Annotated in this window: 21 protein-coding genes; 9 read left to right on the top strand and 12 right to left on the bottom strand. The window is 35.5% G+C overall.

Annotated features, from left to right (window positions below; translation table 11 throughout):
• Nucleotides 1-47: 47 nt before the first annotated feature.
• Complete coding sequence (locus G6534_RS00605) at nucleotides 48-473, top strand: hypothetical protein (protein WP_059074360.1); 426 nt, start codon at nucleotides 48-50, stop codon at nucleotides 471-473.
• A 38-nt stretch (nucleotides 474-511) separates the two neighbouring features.
• Here the strand turns inward: G6534_RS00605 and G6534_RS00600 are convergent, their stop codons facing one another.
• From G6534_RS00600 to G6534_RS00585, 4 genes are all read right to left on the bottom strand, one after another.
• Entirely contained in the window at nucleotides 512-625 is a 114-nt protein-coding gene (locus G6534_RS00600) for an AbrB family transcriptional regulator (RefSeq protein WP_152999979.1), read from the bottom strand.
• 111 nt (nucleotides 626-736) lie between these two features.
• Complete coding sequence (locus tag G6534_RS00595) at nucleotides 737-1,012, bottom strand: type II toxin-antitoxin system RelE/ParE family toxin (RefSeq protein WP_161936650.1); 276 nt, start codon at nucleotides 1,010-1,012, stop codon at nucleotides 737-739.
• Between the two features lie 34 nt (nucleotides 1,013-1,046).
• Complete coding sequence (locus tag G6534_RS00590; RefSeq protein WP_059074358.1) at nucleotides 1,047-1,289, bottom strand: type II toxin-antitoxin system prevent-host-death family antitoxin; 243 nt, start codon at nucleotides 1,287-1,289, stop codon at nucleotides 1,047-1,049.
• Nucleotides 1,290-1,522: 233 nt separating this feature from the next.
• The gene (locus tag G6534_RS00585; RefSeq protein WP_059074357.1) at nucleotides 1,523-3,247 is read right to left on the bottom strand and encodes a pyruvate oxidase; all 1,725 of its coding nucleotides are present in this window, start codon (nucleotides 3,245-3,247) and stop codon (nucleotides 1,523-1,525) included.
• Between the two features lie 196 nt (nucleotides 3,248-3,443).
• Here G6534_RS00585 and G6534_RS00580 point away from each other — a divergent pair, with 196 nt between their 5' ends.
• Entirely contained in the window at nucleotides 3,444-3,965 is a 522-nt protein-coding gene (locus tag G6534_RS00580; RefSeq protein WP_059074356.1) for a DUF308 domain-containing protein, read from the top strand.
• Here the strand turns inward: G6534_RS00580 and G6534_RS00575 are convergent.
• A complete protein-coding gene (locus G6534_RS00575; RefSeq protein ID WP_059074355.1) occupies nucleotides 3,962-4,330 on the bottom strand; it encodes a hotdog family protein in 369 nt (122 codons plus the stop codon). The two genes, G6534_RS00580 and G6534_RS00575, sit on opposite strands and share 4 nt — an antisense overlap.
• Before the next feature lie 108 nt (nucleotides 4,331-4,438).
• On the opposite strand from G6534_RS00575, the gene G6534_RS00570 reads away from it, so the two are divergent.
• Nucleotides 4,439-5,896, top strand: coding sequence for an AMP-binding protein (locus tag G6534_RS00570; protein ID WP_059074354.1), 1,458 nt, complete (start codon nucleotides 4,439-4,441; stop codon nucleotides 5,894-5,896).
• 430 nt (nucleotides 5,897-6,326) lie between these two features.
• Here G6534_RS00570 and G6534_RS00565 read toward each other — a convergent pair whose 3' ends face one another.
• On the bottom strand, nucleotides 6,327-7,673 hold the full coding sequence (locus G6534_RS00565; RefSeq protein ID WP_059074353.1) for a M20/M25/M40 family metallo-hydrolase: 1,347 nt from the start codon (nucleotides 7,671-7,673) through the stop codon (nucleotides 6,327-6,329).
• 130 nt (nucleotides 7,674-7,803) lie between these two features.
• Here G6534_RS00565 and G6534_RS00560 point away from each other — a divergent pair, with 130 nt between their 5' ends.
• Both G6534_RS00560 and G6534_RS00555 read left to right on the top strand, forming a co-directional pair.
• Nucleotides 7,804-8,223 carry a MarR family winged helix-turn-helix transcriptional regulator gene (locus G6534_RS00560; RefSeq protein ID WP_059074352.1) on the top strand — a complete coding sequence of 140 codons (420 nt, stop codon included), beginning with the start codon at nucleotides 7,804-7,806 and terminating at the stop codon, nucleotides 8,221-8,223.
• Between the two features lie 6 nt (nucleotides 8,224-8,229).
• A complete protein-coding gene (locus G6534_RS00555; RefSeq protein WP_059074351.1) occupies nucleotides 8,230-9,615 on the top strand; it encodes a DHA2 family efflux MFS transporter permease subunit in 1,386 nt (461 codons plus the stop codon).
• On the opposite strand, the gene G6534_RS00550 is transcribed toward G6534_RS00555, so the two are convergent.
• The 3 genes from G6534_RS00550 to G6534_RS00540 form a co-directional block, all read right to left on the bottom strand.
• A complete protein-coding gene (locus G6534_RS00550; RefSeq protein ID WP_059074350.1) occupies nucleotides 9,587-10,339 on the bottom strand; it encodes an alpha/beta fold hydrolase in 753 nt (250 codons plus the stop codon). The genes G6534_RS00555 and G6534_RS00550 overlap by 29 nt on opposite strands.
• 77 nt (nucleotides 10,340-10,416) lie before the next feature.
• Entirely contained in the window at nucleotides 10,417-10,692 is a 276-nt protein-coding gene (locus G6534_RS00545) for a hypothetical protein (RefSeq protein WP_010021030.1), read from the bottom strand.
• A gap of 1,118 nt (nucleotides 10,693-11,810) precedes the next feature.
• The gene (locus tag G6534_RS00540; protein ID WP_010021031.1) at nucleotides 11,811-12,092 is read right to left on the bottom strand and encodes a hypothetical protein; all 282 of its coding nucleotides are present in this window, start codon (nucleotides 12,090-12,092) and stop codon (nucleotides 11,811-11,813) included.
• A gap of 95 nt (nucleotides 12,093-12,187) precedes the next feature.
• Between G6534_RS00540 and proB the strand changes: the two genes are divergently transcribed.
• From proB to G6534_RS00525, 3 genes are all read left to right on the top strand, one after another.
• Nucleotides 12,188-13,000: a glutamate 5-kinase gene (gene proB / locus G6534_RS00535; RefSeq protein WP_182082987.1), complete on the top strand. Its 813-nt coding sequence runs from the start codon at nucleotides 12,188-12,190 to the stop codon at nucleotides 12,998-13,000.
• Nucleotides 13,001-13,012: 12 nt separating this feature from the next.
• Nucleotides 13,013-13,438, top strand: a complete 426-nt coding sequence (locus G6534_RS00530; RefSeq protein ID WP_059074348.1) for a MarR family winged helix-turn-helix transcriptional regulator — start codon at nucleotides 13,013-13,015, stop codon at nucleotides 13,436-13,438.
• 172 nt (nucleotides 13,439-13,610) lie between these two features.
• On the top strand, nucleotides 13,611-14,858 hold the full coding sequence (locus tag G6534_RS00525) for a glutamate-5-semialdehyde dehydrogenase (RefSeq protein ID WP_059074347.1): 1,248 nt from the start codon (nucleotides 13,611-13,613) through the stop codon (nucleotides 14,856-14,858).
• Between the two features lie 57 nt (nucleotides 14,859-14,915).
• On the opposite strand, the gene G6534_RS00520 is transcribed toward G6534_RS00525, so the two are convergent.
• The 3 genes from G6534_RS00520 to G6534_RS00510 form a co-directional block, all read right to left on the bottom strand.
• Nucleotides 14,916-16,067: a hypothetical protein gene (locus tag G6534_RS00520; RefSeq protein WP_059074346.1), complete on the bottom strand. Its 1,152-nt coding sequence runs from the start codon at nucleotides 16,065-16,067 to the stop codon at nucleotides 14,916-14,918.
• Nucleotides 16,068-16,158: 91 nt separating this feature from the next.
• A complete protein-coding gene (locus tag G6534_RS00515; RefSeq protein ID WP_152999978.1) occupies nucleotides 16,159-16,485 on the bottom strand; it encodes a hypothetical protein in 327 nt (108 codons plus the stop codon).
• Nucleotides 16,486-16,652: 167 nt separating this feature from the next.
• Nucleotides 16,653-17,597, bottom strand: a complete 945-nt coding sequence (locus G6534_RS00510) for a D-2-hydroxyacid dehydrogenase (protein WP_059074344.1) — start codon at nucleotides 17,595-17,597, stop codon at nucleotides 16,653-16,655.
• A 330-nt stretch (nucleotides 17,598-17,927) separates the two neighbouring features.
• On the opposite strand from G6534_RS00510, the gene G6534_RS00505 reads away from it, so the two are divergent.
• Nucleotides 17,928-18,647, top strand: coding sequence for an MIP/aquaporin family protein (locus tag G6534_RS00505; RefSeq protein ID WP_059074343.1), 720 nt, complete (start codon nucleotides 17,928-17,930; stop codon nucleotides 18,645-18,647).
• Nucleotides 18,648-18,660: the final 13 nt, after the last annotated feature.

Genomic DNA, 18,660 nt, shown 5'->3' with positions numbered 1-18,660 from the left:
AATGATATACTTATTTCAACAAAATAATATTGGGGATTACTAAACTAATGAACAGTCCATTACGAAAAAGTCCAAAGATTAAGTTAGTTACACTATTACCTAAATATTTTCAAATAACTCAAGACAATGAAATGCTAGTAACAGATAAAAGTGCAAAAAGAGCTAATTTACTACTTGCTAGATTATCATTTCAATCAAGAAGATTATCTTTTGCCATCCCTTGGCGTTCAAATATTAAAAATGATGATTGGATAAAATCATACGTATATCTCTTACCGACTACATCTAAAACGAAAGATAACTATATTGCTTGCTTTGATTATAGAAAGATGTGTCCTATACCTAAATATGCAAAATCACTGTATCAACAATATTTAAGTGAGTATGATTTAAAAAATATTCCTTACGCTGTAAATATTGAAAAAGATCTTAACAAGTTAGATGTCTGGAATGACATTAAAAAGAACAACTGAAATGAGCATTTCAGTTGTTCTTTTTAAATATCTATTTTTCAATCATCTAACTCGATATCTTCTCCCCAATCAATTTCAGAGGTAGAAATACTGCCATACTTATTTTCTTGCTCGGCAACAATTTCCCAAAGACTCTTTTCCTTATCTTCCATCACAAACACCATCCTATTTAACATTATCCTACAAGAACGAGCGCAAGATTTCTCTCATTGGTGGTAACTCTGGCAAACTCTTCTTATCAAACACGTATTCCAAACTATATTTTAAATTAATTCCAAATTTGCTAAATAATCTGTTCTTCCATTTACTATTCTGAGAACATGTACTTCTTGATCATTTTCATAAACTCTATAGAACTGTAGGTAATCCTCACAAACAACAAATCTAAAATTATTTTCAAAACGTGTATACTTCTCCAGCTTTATTCCCATATTCGGATTTTCTTCTAATAAATCAATCTGATGATCCATCTTATCTAACAAACTATTAATATGCTTTTCACTATATCCATTAACTCTTAAATTCTGTTCTAACATCATATAGTCAAATTCATATCCCTTGGATATCTTAACCTTATACATTACGATTATGATTCTTTCTGAATTCTTTTAATGAGATGCCATCAAAGGATTTATCCTCACGAGTTAATTCCTTTATCAATCTCATTTCAGATTGCAGCTTATTCCATTCTTTTGAATCAATCAAAGTTCCTACCTCATTTCCATTTTTTGTGAAAATAATGGGGTGTCCTGGTTTTAACTCATTAAATATTTTTGTATAGTTTCTCAAAGATGAAAGTGGTTTTACTTCAGACATGTCATTAACCTCCTCTTAATCAATTTTAATATATAATAGCATTTGTGCTGCAAATTTACATCAGAAATACCATGACAAATATATTTCAATTAAGTTAATTGTCGGAATATTCCCATCATTAAAATGTGAGACAAAAAAACGGATCAATACCTACATTTAAAAAATACGTATTGATTCGTATATTATTATTCAATTTTATTTTTTCTTTCAGATTGAAGTATGCCAACATTATCCTACAAGAATGAACGCAAGATTTCTTTCATTGGTGGTAATTCTGGCAAACTCTTCTTATCAATCACGTGTCCCAAACCAAATTTAGCATAACCATGAGCTTCATCCATCATGATTTTACCTGGAAGTGGAGCTTCGTCAGTTACAGCCACATCCAACAAAACTGGCTTATCAGGACGACGATACTTCTTAATAGCATCTGCTAATTCTTCATCAGTTGTGATTCTTTCACCGATTCCACCACAAGCTTGTGCAACTTTGGCAAAATCAATTTCTGGTAGACTAATTCCGTAATTTTGTTGACCAGCAGATTGTTGTTCATATTCGATGAAAGCCAACAACTTGTTATTCAAGACGATATACAGCATTGGCAAATTATATCTGACCGCAGTAGCGAAATCTTGCATGACCATAGCTGTGGCACCATCGCCAGCTACCGCATAAACGGGACGATCTGGGAAGTCGTGTTTGGCAGCAATTGCTCCTGGTAAAGCACAGCCCATTGTTCCTAACCAAGCTGAAATCGTATACTTTTGACTAGATTTGGCAGTTAAGAATCTGGCTCCAAAAGCAGTTGAAGTTCCGACATCGATTGACCAGATAGTATCGCTAGGAGCATTTTTACTGAGATTGTGGAACATCAATGATGGCAAGACACCAGTGTGTTTCTTCGTATAAACATCGTGCATCCAGCTGTGCCATTGACCGATTTTAGCAACAGCTTCATCCAAAAATGGACGCTCTTTAACTGGCTCACCTAGTTCATTCAAACGACTAATAGCTTCTTTAGCATCAGCTTGAATGGCGATATTGACATGACGACGTTTGCCCAATCTGTCCGCATTAGTATCGATTTGGATGGCATCGACTTTCTTATTCAAATATGGTGCATAAGGATAATCAGTTCCCAGCATAATGACGAGGTCAGCTTTTTGCATCATCTCAAAGGCTGGCTTAGTCCCTAACTTACCTAATTGTCCCAAGTTATAAGGATGGTCATCATCAACTAATCCTTTGGCCGGCATAGTCAAAATAATCGGAATCTTATATTTTTCGATAAATTCTTTAGTTTCTTTCTTGGCATCTTTAATCCCGACACCTGCTAAAACGATAGGATTGGAATGAATCTTAATCATTTCGAGAGCCTTTTTGATTTGAGCATCGTCGACTTTGTAATTTTCCATTTGGAAATTATCGACGTTAGGTGTGAAATTATCTTTGATCATGTGATCAGGAATGTCATCAGGAATAGTCAAAACAGCGACACCTTTTTTGGCAATAGCAGTTCTGATAGCTTCATCCATAATTCTTGGTAATGATTGTGGGTCCATGATGATTTTGTTATAAACAGCCACATCATCGAACAAAACGTGCGTATCGACTTCTTGAAAGAAATCAGTATTGAGTAATTTAGATTGAACTTGACCTAAAATTGCTAAAACTGGAGCATGATCCATTTTGGCATCGTAAAGTCCATTTAGTAGATGGATTGCGCCAGGACCACCGATTGAAAGGCAGACTCCAAGTTTCCCAGTCAATTTAGCATGGGCAGCAGCTGACAAGGCAGCGACTTCTTCATGCAAAACATGTGTGAATTTAATTTTATCTTGGGCTCGATATAAGGCATCAATAGTTGTATCAACAGAATCCCCGGGTAAACCATAGATGTTATCGACACCCCACTTTGCTAAAACATCAACCATTTTATCAGATGCACGAACACTCATTATAAGTTCCTCCTAATATCTATTAACTCTAAATTACCACATTGGTTTCACAATTAAAGTAAAAAGCTCATTACCGTCAGATTAGTCTGTTTATAAATTTATCGATAGGCTTGTGAAATATATTTCTATGAACAATTCTATTTCAAAGCTTTTCTGTTATCATATATTTAGAGAGTTTTTTAGGGGGAGTATAAAAATGGTTAGACAGTTCCAACTTTATCGTTGGTTACGGTTTATTTTTTTGCTAGTGGCGGGAATTTTAATCGTCATTGCACCAATTAAAAGTTTTAATATTATCATTTACATCGTTTCTAGCTACATTGCCATTTATGGGATTCTATCTATTATTGATGGCTTAAGTATTCGTAAAACCACCGGTGAAAACAATATCGCCATTGGTTTGGGTGTTGGAGCGTTATTCCTGGCTTTGGGAGTTTTACTATTTGCTCGTTTTTTCGTACCATTAGTGCCACCAGTTTTAGGAATTATCTTGTTAGTCAACGGAATTAACCAATTTCGAGATTCTCATGAAATGACAAAAAGAGTTCAGATAACACCCTACTTGGACTATTTTTATTCAGCCCTATTAATGATTGCAGGAATCGTGTTTATTCTGAACCCTTCGAAAACTATTATTTTTATATATCAATTATTTGGCGTCAGCTTAATCGTCTTAGCCTTTTTTGAAATTATTAACTCCAGAATCTATCACAATTAGATCTGGATTTTTTTTAACGTTATTGTACTCAAACTATTACTGATGGCACTCTGGTCATAGTGGGTAGTAGCTTGCCAAGTTTGAACATTTTCGCCCACTCGAACAGAAATCGCTTCCACAACGAGTTTTCCCAGTTTAAGTGTGTTTAAATTATGTAAGGATACACCCAAGACGGCAGCGGAACTGCCATCTTCAACATTCAAGTTTGCTCCAATGCTTGCGGCGGTTTCGGACAGCATGGCATTGATCACACCGGTCTTATTATTTTCCATTTGTAAGTGTTCTTCGGTCAAATCCAGCTGTAGAACCACTTTATGTCTACCCTGTTCGACTACTTCTATACCTAAATCATCTAGCAAACCCATTTTATACCTCAATTTTTTTCAGAAATTAGTTAATTTTTATTGTTTTTATGTTTTACAATCAAATCATATATAAGCGTATCAAATTTTTAAAGGAAAAGAGGTCATATTTTGGAAAATTGGTTAGTTAAACGTGCCAAACTTGATCCTGATAAGATTGCTTTAATTTTAGAACACGCAGATTTCACTTTTGGCGAACTTAATTCAACTGTCCAAGCCTTTGCTGGCAAATTATATACTAGCGGTATTCGTAAAAATGACCCCGTAGCTTTATTTTCCGATAATTGTTTTAATGGCTACGTTGCCATTTTAGCACTTCAACAACTAGGGGCACGAACAATCTTCCTTGATACCGAATTACCGTTAGAAACTTTGCAATATCAAGTCGATGATTGCCAACCTAAAACTATCTTAATCAGTGATTCAGCACACACTGAAGAAATCGTAAAAGTCAATTGGGATAAGATTTTTATGTCAGAAGTTTTGAGTATGAATGGCAATTTGGATTATCAACCTGTTTCAGAATATCCCACTGAGGGAATTGCTTCAGTCTTCTATACGCCAAGTGCCGATAGAAATGACACTGGTGTGATGTTAACGTACGGTAATTATTTTTACTCCGCTATGGGAACTAGTTTGAATTTAGGCATCAGCAAACAGGATATCTGGGTCTTGTCATTGCCAATCTTCAATATTCCGGGATTTTCAATTATCATGCGATCGTTGATTTACGGCATTAGTGTTTATTTGATTGACGGTTTCGATATCGATTTGATCAATAAAATCTTAATCAATGAACGTGCTACGATTATTTCTCTAACACCACCATTATTGCGAGAACTACTCAATGGCTTACCTCGTGGCAAAAGATACAACGACCATTTTCGCTGCGTATTTTTAGGTACCGGTCTGATTGATAGTTGGACCGTCCTTCGCTGCAACATGTTGGATATTCCTGTCTTGCAAACATACGGTATGACAGAAACGACCGCTAATATTTCGGCTTTAAATTTCAATGATGCAAAAATAAAATCTGGCTCTTGCGGTCAGCCCTTCTTCACAACGCAAATTCGCATTACTAATATCAATCAAGATAATGTCGGTTGCATTGAAGTTAAATCTCCAACGGTAGCCTTAGGTTATTTGAATAAAAATGAATTGTTCCAATCTCGTTTTACCGAAGATGGCTTTTTCAAGACTGGTGATGTTGGATATTTAGATGACGACAACTTCTTATATCTCAAAGGACGTCAAGCTGATTTAATCTACATTGCGGATAAAATCGTCTATCCTGAGGAAGTGGAGAATGTCTTTCGCAGTGTTAATGGTATTAAGGATATTTGTGTCGTTGGTACCAAATCACGTGCTGGAAAAAATGTCCCCATCGCCTATTTAACTTTGCGTGACAATGCGTTTTTGACTAGTGCCAATCTTGCTGACTTTGGCAAACATAATCTGTTAAATTATCAAGTTCCAATGGAATATCGCCAAATTGACGAGTTTCCACGTTCTACAAATGGGAAAATACTTCGTAATCGGTTGGCTAATTTGGAGTATAAAGTTATATAGATTTTGATGTTACGCTGCCGTCGTCCGGTCGACCCTGAAAAACGCTGGAACGCTGCCGACGCAACTTGAAGCCAATTCCAAAATCGGGAATTGTCTCCAAGATTGGTCTTGTCCTAAGCGATAAATCGCTAAGGACAATTTGACGGCTGAGCATTTTTCAGGGCCTCTCTCCCGACTAGATAGTTATTTCTATCTTTATATAAATAACTTCAGAAAATTAATAGAAGATATTATTGGAATTGCAGTATATTGCTGCAAGTTTAGTAATATCTTCTTTTTTTGAATTGGTACAAAGAAATAGAGCTGTTATTCAAAAAGTATGTGTCCGATTCTACTTAAATAGAAATTGAAATCTAGTCGGTAGCAAAAATCCTGTGGCGGCTATGTTCCAGCCAGCCACAGGATTTTTGCGGACGACGGCATCCTTAACCTATCCCAATCCTAATAATTCATAGCTAATCTTAATCCCATCATAAAAGGCTTTTTCGGTTAAATTCTCATTGAAGTCATGATTGTGCTCATCATAATTAGCATATGGAATCGTAAAAACTGGGACGTGTAAATTGTCCTTCCAAACGTAATTAGGAACACCACCGGGCATTACTGGTTCGATGTAGGCCTTGCCGGTTGCTTTGACAATGGCTTGCTGAATCTTTTCGATTTCTGTTAAATCAGCTTCTGTATGTTCTGGTGGAATATTACCTAAATAATTGAGTTCTAAATCTCCCGCCCTGATTTCTTTAGCAAAAGCCTTTTCCAAATCCTGTTTAATGGCAGTAATCGATTGCTTTCCAACTAGTCGACAATCGACTTTTAAACTGGCTTGATGAGGGATGATAGTTTTCACGCCTTTTTCCATATAACCTGATTTGACACTGAAGAAATTAAATGTAGGTTCAAACATCAATTTTTCATAGTAGGTTTCTTTGTCAAAGTCCAGATGCTTAATTCCTGATTGCTGTAAAATTGATTCTTTGTCGTATGGCAATTGTTTAATCCAAACTTTTTCTTGTTCAGTTGGTTTTTCTACACCTTCATAAAAATGCGGTAATTTAACAGTACCCGTTTCAAAATCATAAATTTTATGCAAATATTTCAACAACTGCACGAAAGGATTATCCATGATATTGCCCAAATTTCCCGAGTGATTGTCGTGACTGCCGGTTGTCGTTGATAATTCAAAAGCGAACACACCACGATTGCCCAATCTCAATACATGAGTACCATCAGCATTGAACGCTCCGTCCATTACAAAGACTTGATCAACCTTTTGCAATTTAGTTGTAGCGATTTTCTTTACCGTCGGTTCAAGGTTGACACTGCCTTGTTCTTCCTCACCTTCAATAAATAACGTGACATTAAAAGGAAATTCGTGATGAATTTGTAAATAAGTATACATCCCTAAGATTTGGGCCAACAATTGTCCTTTATTGTCACCAACTCCTCGAGCATAAAAATGACCATTTCGTTTAGTTAGTTCAAACGGATCTGAGTCCCAATAAATCGTATCTCCTGGTGTCATGACATCATAGTGACCATAAAACAAGACATTCTTATTTTCTTTACCGGAAATATTAGCCAAAATTACTGGATTACCAGCCGTTGGAATGATTTCGACCTTTGCACCTAATAATTTTGTTAACAAATTACGCAAAAACTGAACTGTTTCGTCAATTCCTTCACCGGTAGCACTGATACTTTTCAAGGCAATCAACTTCTTCAATATCTCTTCAAAATCGTCCTTATGCTCAACAATAAATTTATCCCTTGCATCCATCGAATCACTCCTTTTTATAAATGTAATAATATGACAACAGATAAATATTGTTAAATCAAATTGCACATTTTTTGGAATTGCGCTAGCATATAATCGTTAGTCATCTAACGAATTATAGAAAGGAAAGCATATGTCAAAAAAATATACCAATATGTTGCTGAAGATTGCCACCAACCATATCACTAAGAATTTTGATAATTTTGCCAAAAACTACGATATGACTTGGATGCAAATGTCAGTTATTGATTATTTGAGTCGCAACAGTGAAAAAGAAATCTTTCAACGAGACATTGAGAATGAATTCTTTATCCAGCGTTCAACGACGACTGTCTTATTACAGCGGATGGAAAAAAAAGACTTGATCTATCGTCAGCCTTCTAAAAAAGATGCTCGGCAAAGATCAGTTTTCTTAACCGACAAAGCCCATGCGCTCGAAAAAGACATCAACAACTATATGGAAAAGCAACAAGAAACTCTTGAGGCAAATTTCTCTGCAGCAGAAATAAAGCAATTCGAAAAAATACTACACTATTATGCCTTGGAGGTTTAACTATTTATGAGAGAACAAAAAATACCCTTTAAAGTAATTTTGGCAGTCATTGCCACCGGTTTAATGTCATTTTGCGGAGTTATCGTAGAAACTTCGATGAATATCTCCTTTCCCACTTTGATGAAAGAATTCAACGTCACAACTTCAACTGTTCAATGGATGACGACTATTTATTTGTTAGTCGTTGCCATCATCGTTCCCCTGTCATCATTTTTGAAGAAAAATTTCAAAACTAAATCACTATTTCTATGTGCCAACTTATTATTTATTCTTGGTTTAGTAATAGATGCAATAGCACCAATATTCCCAATCCTTTTACTTGGACGTACAATTCAAGGCTTGGGTACAGGAATTGCTTTACCTTTAATGTTCAATATTATTTTGGAAAATGTTCCTACTTCTAAAATCGGTTTAATGATGGGAATTGGTACCTTGATTACTGCCGTAGCTCCAGCCGTTGGACCCACTTTTGGTGGTTTAGTAATCAGCGGTTTAGGTTGGCGTTATATTTTCGTAATTTTAGTACCTATTTTAATAATTTCCTTTTTCCTAGGTATCAAAAATATCGAACAAAAAAGTCAAATACAAAAAACTGCATTCGACTTACTAAGTTTGATTTATTTAATTTTTACTTTTGCTGGTTTGATTTACGGCTTTAGTAATATGAGTAATTTCAATCTTTTAATTGCTCTATCATTTATCATCGGGATTTTGGGATTGATCGGCTTCGTGACTCGTTCTAGAAAAATCGAGCATCCTTTGATCAATATTTCCATTTTGAAAAATCTCAAATTTTCCGGTCACGTTTTGAGTTTCTTCTTATTCCAAGTTTTGTCATTAGGTTTTGCTTTTATTTTGCCTAACTACATTCAATTGGTAAATAGTCAAAGTGCTACGATTGCCGGAATGGCCGTTCTACCTGCCGGAGTAGTCGGTGCTATCTTTGCCCCATTAGGCGGTAAGATTCTGGATAAGTTTGGAGCTCGTTTGCCAATTTTATTCGGTGTAACTTTTGCTGATATTTCACTATTAGTATTTACCCTTTTGAGTCGCAATTTAAGTACGACTGTAATTGTTTGGGTTTATATTCTTTACATGTGCGGTATGGGAATGTCTTCCGGGAATATCATGACTGACGGTTTAAACCTTCTCCCTGACAAAAATCAGGCTGATGGTAATGCTGTTTTCAATACCCTTCAACAATTTGCTGGAGCTACTGGTACTTCAATCGTTTCTGCCATTATCGCCCTAAGTCAAAGCAACCACTCTCTATCAACCAAAGTTTCCACTGCAATCGGAACACAACATGCGTTTATCATTTTACTAATCATTGGTTTAATCAACCTATTTATTTTGTATAAAGCTATTCCAAGTAATACTCAAAGAAATTAGCAATTTTATCCATTAAACGTGGTTCCACTAGATGACCCGCTTTGTAACCAGTAATAAAGGCTGTCTGTTGCCCATAACTTTCTGGATGAATTTTTTCAAAAAACTTTCGTGATTGTTGATAAGGAATTCTTTTATCATCTGTCCCATGCCAAAATAACAAAGGTCGATTATTGATTTTTTCCGGCTGAAGATTCAAATCATAGTATCTGATCCAACTCGTCAATAAATCAAAATCCTTTGGTACATAAATGTTTCTGGCTTTGGCATCCTCACGAACTAGTTTGGCATAAGCTGATAAATTCGGTGTTCCCATAATGATGGAAGCAGCACTAATTTCTGGGTGAGCTGTCATTAAAGCCCCAGTCGTCATACCACCCATTGAATATCCGCCAACGCCAATTTTTTGATCTTTGATCAATTTCTTATCGTTATAAAAATCACGAATCAATGAGAATTCTGCAATATTACCTTGAATACTGTTCCAAAAAGTCATTGAAGGAATTGAAGAAATATCCGTATGTCTTTGCCCATGATTAAGAGCATCAGGTAAGACCACACGGATATTTTTTTGTGCTAATTTACGAGCTTGAGTCAAAACTAATTCTTTACTAGAGCGCCATCCATGATAAAAAATAACTAATGGCAATGGCTTGTGAAGGTTTTCTTTTAGTTCGACTTCTAAAATAGGAACATCTTGTATTAAAAATTGATTTATTTTTACCACGCTATCACCTCGTTTATAATATTATCATCATGAATATAAAAAAAATGCAGGAATAAAATAAATTCCTACATTATATATTAGATATATGGTAAATTTCTATTTTTAATTTTAAATAATAATTCTTCAACGTCACGATTGTTGCGGTGACCTGTATTGATGTCATATTCGATTAACTCTCGGCGGAAGTTGATCAATTCGGTTTCCAAGTTATCGTTATATTCTAGCAACTTCAAATGCTTAAACACCAAATTGATTAGCGACCTCTCAGAGCCCAAATTGAAGGATCCAACTGATTCTTCAACGGAACGAATAAAGTTATCGCGTTCAACGTTGGAAACTTTGACTTGTTTCAATATGTTACCACCCTTCTATTGGAATATCTTAATATGCAATTGTTTTTTTTATTCTCATTCATCGTCATTCATTATGCACCCAGGCATAGACGATTTGTTTTCAACTTTATATAAAATACTTATAGCAATTTGAATTTTCTATATACCGTCAGTATTTTTTCTCTAATTGTTGATAATTAAATTATGACATGATGACTAAACAGTGTCACGCGATTTCACAAATGCAACAATATATTATATGGAAATGGACTATACTTTTAAAATATTGCTATTTTGTTCAAAATATTTTTTCTTAGATGTAGAAAAGTTTTTATATTCGACTTATAATTAAAATGGTTATATAGGCGAGATGTATTAACCTAACAATATTTTCATTGTTATCCTTTTTGAAAAGTAGTACTCCTTCTCAACTGCTTAGAAATCAGGGTTTGTGGTAGGCTCTGATTTAAAAAATTCTCGCAAAAGTAAAGGCTAGTGGTAGGCCTTTATTTTTTTTGCTGTGAGAAAAAAAGGGACAAAACAACTAAAGGGGGGTTAATTGTTTTGTCCATCTCTATCTATCCTACCAACGTTCATGATATATGCTTTTAGGAGTAATTTGTTTTCAAATACATTAAATTAAATTTACCGATTTTGGGTTAGCGTTTTCACATGTTTAAACATTATTGACGTATTGCTAAATATGCCGTCGTCCGCAAAAATTCTGTGGCTGGCTGGAACATAGCCGACACAGGATTTTTGCTCCCGACTAGAGTCCATCTCCTATTTAGATGAAATTAGACACATACTTTTTGAATAACAAACATATTTCTTCATATAAAAAAGAAGATATCACTAGAAATATAGCAATATACTGCAATTCTAATAATATCTTCTATTAATTTTCTGAAGTTATTTATATAAAGATAGAAATCACTATCTAGTCGGGAGCGAGGCTCTGAAAAATGCTCAGCCGCCAAATTGTCCTTAGCGATTTATCGCTTAGGACAAGACCAATCTTGGAAACAATCCCCGGTTTTGGGATTGGTTTCAAGTTGTGTCGGCAGCGTTCCAGCGTTTTTCAGGGCCGTACGGACGACGGAATCTTAACACCAATTAAAATATAAATTTCTCCATCTTTAATCCTTTTTGTTATATTCAGGATCGTCCAAATCTCTAGCAATATCAACGCCGTACAATTTATTAACTTCGGCATCTTTATCAGCTGGATGTACTACTACAATGGCAATAGCACCTTTGCTGCTGACGTAACCAACGAAGGTCGTTACTTCTTCTACATAATATGGCAAACCATCTGAATGGATGATATATTGGCCAGCAACGGGCATACTTTCTATGTAAACCTTGTTCATTCGAATATAATCGTCACCGTCATGAAGCATAATTAATATTTTGTACATGAATACACCCTTTTCTTATTCTCGCTCTTGTTCTATCTTAATAGTATTGGAAAATAATTATTTGGTCAAAATCTTTTTTTATGAGGGAATTATAAATGCAAAATAAGCGTCACATCATTGCTGATCGAATCGTCGTTAAAATTGGTACTAGTACTTTGATTCGTCAAAACAGCAAAATTAATTTAAAGGTCATTAAAGAATTAGCTCACGTTTTGAGTACTTTGAAAAAAGATGGCAAAGATGTCGTCTTAGTTTCTTCCGGTGCTATTGGCGTAGGAATGGGAGTTTTAGGTATCGACAAGCGTCCGATTAAAATTTCTAAACAACAAGCTGTGGCTGCTGTCGGTCAAGCCGAATTGATGCAAATTTACAACGAAGCTTTCCACGAATACGGTATGTCGGTAGCTCAAATGCTGATTACCCGTGATATCATCGACTATCCTGAAAGCCACACTAACGTGATGAACAGTTTCCAAGAATTATTGTCGATGGAAAATACTATCCCTATCGTCAACGAAAATGATACAGTAACAGTCTCAGAACTTGATCACCACACTAAATTTGGCGACAACGATCAACTTTCAGCTATTGTAGCTAACTTAGTTGATGCTGACTTGTTAATCATGCTATCCGATATCGATGGCTTTTACTCAGCTAATCCACTCAAAGTTCCTGATGCTAAACTAGTTTCTAGCATTCAAACAATCAGTCCAGCCATTATTGCTGCAGCCGGTGGTCACGGAACAAAATTTGGAACTGGTGGCATGACGACGAAACTCAAAGCTGCTGAACTAATTTTGAAACACAACCAAGAAATGGTCCTCACAAATGGTAAAGATCCTAATGTCATCTTTAATATCTTATCAGGTGATCCCGTTGGTACTTTGTTCTCAAAAGTTAGTGGCTAGAAGGAGAAATATATGGAAACAAACTTTCCGATTGAAAAAGCCATTATCAGCTTGATCAATTGCTACAAAAATTTAGTCACTAAAAACATGCGCCCACTCGGTCTCTATCCAGGGCAAGATTTGATTTTATTGGAATTATTAAAGGAAGACCGCATTGCCCAAAATCAATTAGTAGTCGCTCTTTGCGTGGATCATTCAACTATTGCTAAGTCCATTAGTCGAATGCTAAAAAGTGGCCTAGTTCGAACTGAAAAATCCACTAAGGATAAACGTATCACCCTAGTCAGTTTGACTCCTAAAGGAACAGCTCTAGCTAAACAAGTTGAAGAAATTTGGCAAAAGGCTGAACAAAATGCCACTGCTGATATGAGCGATGAAGAACAACGCTTGTTTATTGAAATGATTGATCACATCATTAAAAATATTAATCAGCAATAATTTATGTTGACAGCCACGTATTTTTGGAGTAGTTTTATTACTACGTTGACGGCAACATAATCAACAAATTAAATTAATACTTAGACGTAAATAGTGGATACAGCCGTCCACTATTTTTTTGTACAATGATATACTTAAAGGTAAATCAAAAAAGCGTTTTAGGAGTGATTTCATGACGAACCTTGAACAAATGGGTCAAAATGCTCAGAGTGCTGCTTTTGAATTAGGACAATTAGGTACTAAGAAAAAGAATACTGCCCTTTTGAATATGGCCAACGCTCTAGTAGTTAATACAGAAAAAATTATCGAAGCTAATAAAGAAGACGTTGAAAATGCCAAGAAAAATGGTATCAAAAAAGCCATGATTGACCGTCTTTTATTAACTCCTGATCGAATCAACGATATGTCTGACGGTTTACGCCAAGTAATGGACCTTGAAGATCCAATCGGCAAAATCGATCGTGGTTGGCAAACTGCAACTGGTTTGGACATTACTCAAGAACGAGTTCCCCTAGGTGTTATCGGGATGATCTATGAAGCTCGCCCTAACGTAACTGTCGATGCTGCCGGACTATGTTTTAAAGCCGGTAACGCAGTAATCTTACGTGGTGGTAAAGAAGCTATCAATTCTAATATCATCTTGTCAGAAGTTTTGCGCCAAGCCTTGAAGGATTCTGATATTAATCCTAATGCTGTGCAATTAATCGACGACGTTAGCCACGAAACTGCACAAAAGATGATGGAATTGACTGATTATATTGACGTTTTGATTCCCCGTGGCAGTGGCAAATTTATCAAAATGGTCGTCAACAAAGCCAAAGTTCCTATTATTGAAACTGGTGCCGGCAATTGCCACATTTATGTTGATAAAGATGCCGACTTGGAAAAAGCTCTCAAAATTATCATCAACGCCAAGGTTCAACGTCCTTCTGTCTGCAACGCAGCTGAAAAGGTTATTTTGCACAAAGACATCGCTAATGAATTCTTACCTGATCTTTATGATGCCTTACGTGCTAACAATGTTGAAGTCCGTGGTGACGTCTTATCTAAAGCCATCGTACCTGACATCATCCCTGCTACTGAAGAAGATTGGGGTACCGAATATGATGACTACATCATTGCTATCAAGGTAGTTGACTCAATTGACGATGCTATCAAGCATATCAATAAGTACAACACTAAACACAGTGAATCAATCATCACAGAAAACTACACTGCTAGTCGCAAGTTCATGAAACAAATCGATGCCGCAGTCGTTTATACTAACGCTTCAACAAGATTTACTGATGGCCAACAATTCGGTTTCGGAGCTGAAATTGGTATCAGTACTCAAAAACTTCACGCTAGAGGTCCTATGGGCGCTAACGAATTAACAACTACTAAATATTTGGTCCAAGGTGATGGACAAATTAGACATTAAACTCACAAAAAAATTGACCAATTATACTGCTATCCACAGTATAATTGGTCAATTTTTTTATTTTTGATATTGTGCGGCTATTACTTCAGTATTCTTTCTTGTTTCGTTCATCATTGTCATTTGATAAGCTTGCATTGAAGTTTGAACAGTATTCCAATAATTAATAGCATTTGTTTGATGATGAGTTTCTTCCGCAACTTTATCTAGCATCTCGCTATTTTTCTTTATCTCTGAAGTTACTTCATTTTTAGCATTCTTAATTTCTTGCGTAATCTCAGACGTAGCGTTTTTGATTGCATCACTCAAAGTATTTTTCATTTCGTCAATTTTTTCATTTTGACCTACATATCTCAAAGCTTTTTCCCAAGTTGGCACTCCATTTAGTAAAGCTTCGTAAATTTTGAGTAGTCGACGCATATCCTTTGTTTCCATTGGTGGAAAATATTGAATATTTTGTTGAACAATATCGCTATAATGGCTTAATTTATATTCAGTTTGATTTTTATCTAATCTAATTTGATCAGTGAACGATGAATAGATTGGTGTTAGACTTTCCTCATATTTGAATTTGCTTTTCAAGGTTTCATCACTACAGTCATTATCTTGACAATATTTTTTATCAGCATTCAAAATACGCTGTTTCTTTTGAACAATCAGATGATTTTTAAAACTAGCAACTGGTTGTGAAAACTTATATCCATGTTTGGCAAAAAAATGAAACAAAATACCTGCAACTAGCATAAAAACACCTAAACCTCTAAAGCGAGCAGTCATTAGCAAAACAATTCCAATTGCAATTACCCAATTAGAAAATTTTCTACGATAATAATCAATCGGCTTTGTTTGAGGAAGATCACCATTATGTTTTTCCCTATACGCTTCTTCATTTGGATGGCGAGCCAAAAAAGTAAAATCATCAAAACTATTATTTATTTCATCAATTTTTTGATTATATGATTTAGTGTACTCATCAACATCCTCACCAAACCATTTACTTAGCTGCTCTAGAGACAACTTAGCACCTATCAATAACTTGAGGTGTTCTGTCAAATCCTCTAGTGACATTTGATTCAATTTTTTAGCATTATCGATTGACCAGTCATATTTAAATGAATTCCATCTTTGATCTCCCTGCAAACTACTTGCTTCTTGCAAAGTCGACTGTGCATCTTCAAATGTACTAGCTCTATATTCAGTATTTTTTTCCATATTCTATCCCTCCAATAACTAAAGTCATTATAAAAAGGAGGGGTGTCATAATATGACACTAAAATAAAAAAGCTCATAAAAATATGAACTTTTAATTATTTTTTTTAGATAAAGTCATCGAATGCTTGATGAATTTATAAATATGTAAATCCTTGGCAATCAAAATCACATCGCCAACTATCACCGCCAAAACGATTACGGAAAACAACACAATCTGATTAAATGAAACAGCATCTAATTGAAATCCTTGAAATCTCAAGTCAGTCAAAATCGAATAAACGATATATCCGACTATCAAGAATTCCAAAATTTCAAATGGTCCCTGAAACTTAACACCAAAACGTTGATTGAGTTTTTTATCTAAAGTATTCAATTTTTCATCAGAAAAGAAAGATAATTCTATTATCGTGTTTCTCATGTTTAAAATTATTTCCAAAAGTAATAGTAAAAGCCAAAACAAGAAAACCAACATGAAGCCTATAAAATAGTCACTAGATAACATCATTTTTCCTTTCATATATCTAGTAACATTTTAATACATCCATCGAGTTTCTCAAACCACTTTTCTCGTGTAAACGAGTACAACTAATATCCAGTTGAATAGTTAACGACGTTTTCGACTACTTCACCGTTTTCAACATATGATTTCAAATTACGTTTAAAAATCTTGAAGGCACGCTCGCCATAGTGAATACTATCGCCAGCATCATGAGGTGTGATAATGACATTTTCCATATCCCAAAGTGGACTAGTGCTTGGAAGTGGTTCAGGTGTCGTAACATCAAGACCAGCTCCAGCAATTTCTCCATTTTTAAGGGCAGCAACTAAATCATCCATATTAGTAGTCTTACCACGACCAACATTGATGTAATAAGCTTTTTTGGACATAAGTTGGAAAATTTCTTGATTAAATAATCCCACAGTATCATCAGTTCCAGGCAATGCGTTAACTACGAAATGAACTTCATTGATACGCTTTTTCATATCTTCCATTGAAATCATCTCATCGATATTAGCAACTGGTTTGTCACTTCTTCTAACGCCAATTGTCTTCATTCCCAAAGCCTTAGCGTATTGAGCAACCATTTTACCAATGTGACCAACACCGACGATCATGACGGTCTTATTGTAAACTTCGTCATAGCCTTCTTCGTGTTTCCATTCTCTAGCATCTTGGCGTCGTGCAGTATAATTCATGCGACGAACGAACATCAACATGTAAGCCAAAGTTTGTTCAGCAATGTTGATGGCATTAGCACCAGAACCGTTAGTTAAAATAACACCCTTCTCATTCAATTCGCGCAAAGGTAAAGCGTCGACGCCAGCACGGACAACTTGAATCCAGTTCAAGGTATTGCTCTTTAAAACGGCGTCTTTCAAAGTATTGGACCAATCATAAAGCACTTCTACTCCATCAAGATCTTGGGCAGTGACTTTTTTAGGAGAAATAACTTTTAAGTCTACACCAGAAATTGATTGAATTTTTTCCGTTTGTTTCTTTGTTAAATTAACTAAACTGAGAACTTTCATATTCCTACCTCGCTTTTAGAATTATTTCTATTATAGAGCAAAAACTATTTGATTTTTCTGAAAATAGCCAAAAATATTCGGAATGTATGATACAATGTTAAACGTTGCTTACCATTTGATTTATTTTGAAGTTTATGTTAATAATTATTGCCCCTTGTTGTTGGAGCAATTTTTTTATGTGAAATTTGAACTTGATTCACTCATAAAAGACAAATTATTACGAATTTATATGATTTAACCCATTTTTGAGTGGATTTTAATATTCGTGTTTTACTAAATTTCAAAAATCTTGATAAGCCAAATCAATTAAATTTAGGGGTAGTATTAATTATGCATTATACGTTGTTAGTACGTTGTATCGCTGAATTTATCGGAACAGCTATCATGGTTGCCCTCGGTAATGGTTCAGTTGCCAACGTTGAATTAAAAGGAACGAAAGGATTCCACGGTGGGTGGATTTTGATTGGATTTGGTTATGGTATCGGTGTTATGGTACCAGCTATGATGTTCGGTCCCATCTCAGGTGGTCAAATCAATCCGGCCATGACTTTAGGCTTGGCTATCAATGGTCAATTCCCATGGGCAGAAGTTGGTCCTTACCTTATCGCTCAATTCTTAGGTGCAATCTTTGGTCAAATGTTGATCGTCGCAGCCTACAAACCTTACTATAACAAAACAGAAAACGTTGAAAGTATTCTTGGAACTTTCTCAACAATCGACGCTGAAAATAGTCGTTTGAACGGTTTTATCAACGAATTTATTGGAACATTCATTTTGGTCTTCGGTGCTGTGGCATTGACTTCAGACCATATTGATCCACGTGCCGACTTTATCGGTCTTGGATTCTTGGTTATGTGTTTGGTTGTTTCATTCGGTGGCCCAACAGGTCCTGCTTTGAATCCAGCTCGTGACTTAGGTCCTCGTATCTTGCATGCTCTATTACCTTTAAATCCTAAAGGTTCTTCTCAATGGAAGTACAGTTGGGTACCAGTTGTAGCTCCAATCCTTGGTGCTATCGTAGCGGTTAAAACTTACGCATTATTCTTTTAGATAATAAATAAAG

The sequence above is a fragment of the Companilactobacillus pabuli genome, from assembly GCF_014058425.1.
In the GTDB taxonomy this organism is placed as follows: domain Bacteria; phylum Bacillota; class Bacilli; order Lactobacillales; family Lactobacillaceae; genus Companilactobacillus; species Companilactobacillus pabuli.
The sequence above is the reverse complement of the archived record's forward strand: the minus strand, read 5'-3'. Positions and strand labels throughout refer to the sequence as shown.

Bases quoted from the DNA above. Each gene is read 5' to 3' on its own strand.
- G6534_RS00605 (WP_059074360.1), top strand. From the start codon at position 48: ATGAACAGTCCATTACGAAAAAGTCCAAAGATTAAGTTAGTTACACTA.
- G6534_RS00600 (WP_152999979.1), bottom strand. From the start codon at position 625: ATGGAAGATAAGGAAAAGAGTCTTTGGGAAATTGTTGCCGAGCAAGAA.
- G6534_RS00595 (WP_161936650.1), bottom strand. From the start codon at position 1,012: ATGATGTTAGAACAGAATTTAAGAGTTAATGGATATAGTGAAAAGCAT.
- G6534_RS00590 (WP_059074358.1), bottom strand. From the start codon at position 1,289: ATGTCTGAAGTAAAACCACTTTCATCTTTGAGAAACTATACAAAAATA.
- G6534_RS00585 (WP_059074357.1), bottom strand. From the start codon at position 3,247: ATGAGTGTTCGTGCATCTGATAAAATGGTTGATGTTTTAGCAAAGTGG.
- G6534_RS00580 (WP_059074356.1), top strand. From the start codon at position 3,444: ATGGTTAGACAGTTCCAACTTTATCGTTGGTTACGGTTTATTTTTTTG.
- G6534_RS00575 (WP_059074355.1), bottom strand. From the start codon at position 4,330: ATGGGTTTGCTAGATGATTTAGGTATAGAAGTAGTCGAACAGGGTAGA.
- G6534_RS00565 (WP_059074353.1), bottom strand. From the start codon at position 7,673: ATGGATGCAAGGGATAAATTTATTGTTGAGCATAAGGACGATTTTGAA.
- G6534_RS00560 (WP_059074352.1), top strand. From the start codon at position 7,804: ATGTCAAAAAAATATACCAATATGTTGCTGAAGATTGCCACCAACCAT.
- G6534_RS00555 (WP_059074351.1), top strand. From the start codon at position 8,230: ATGAGAGAACAAAAAATACCCTTTAAAGTAATTTTGGCAGTCATTGCC.
- G6534_RS00540 (WP_010021031.1), bottom strand. From the start codon at position 12,092: ATGTACAAAATATTAATTATGCTTCATGACGGTGACGATTATATTCGA.
- proB (WP_182082987.1), top strand. From the start codon at position 12,188: ATGCAAAATAAGCGTCACATCATTGCTGATCGAATCGTCGTTAAAATT.
- G6534_RS00530 (WP_059074348.1), top strand. From the start codon at position 13,013: ATGGAAACAAACTTTCCGATTGAAAAAGCCATTATCAGCTTGATCAAT.
- G6534_RS00525 (WP_059074347.1), top strand. From the start codon at position 13,611: ATGACGAACCTTGAACAAATGGGTCAAAATGCTCAGAGTGCTGCTTTT.
- G6534_RS00520 (WP_059074346.1), bottom strand. From the start codon at position 16,067: ATGGAAAAAAATACTGAATATAGAGCTAGTACATTTGAAGATGCACAG.
- G6534_RS00515 (WP_152999978.1), bottom strand. From the start codon at position 16,485: ATGAGAAACACGATAATAGAATTATCTTTCTTTTCTGATGAAAAATTG.
- G6534_RS00510 (WP_059074344.1), bottom strand. From the start codon at position 17,597: ATGAAAGTTCTCAGTTTAGTTAATTTAACAAAGAAACAAACGGAAAAA.
- G6534_RS00505 (WP_059074343.1), top strand. From the start codon at position 17,928: ATGCATTATACGTTGTTAGTACGTTGTATCGCTGAATTTATCGGAACA.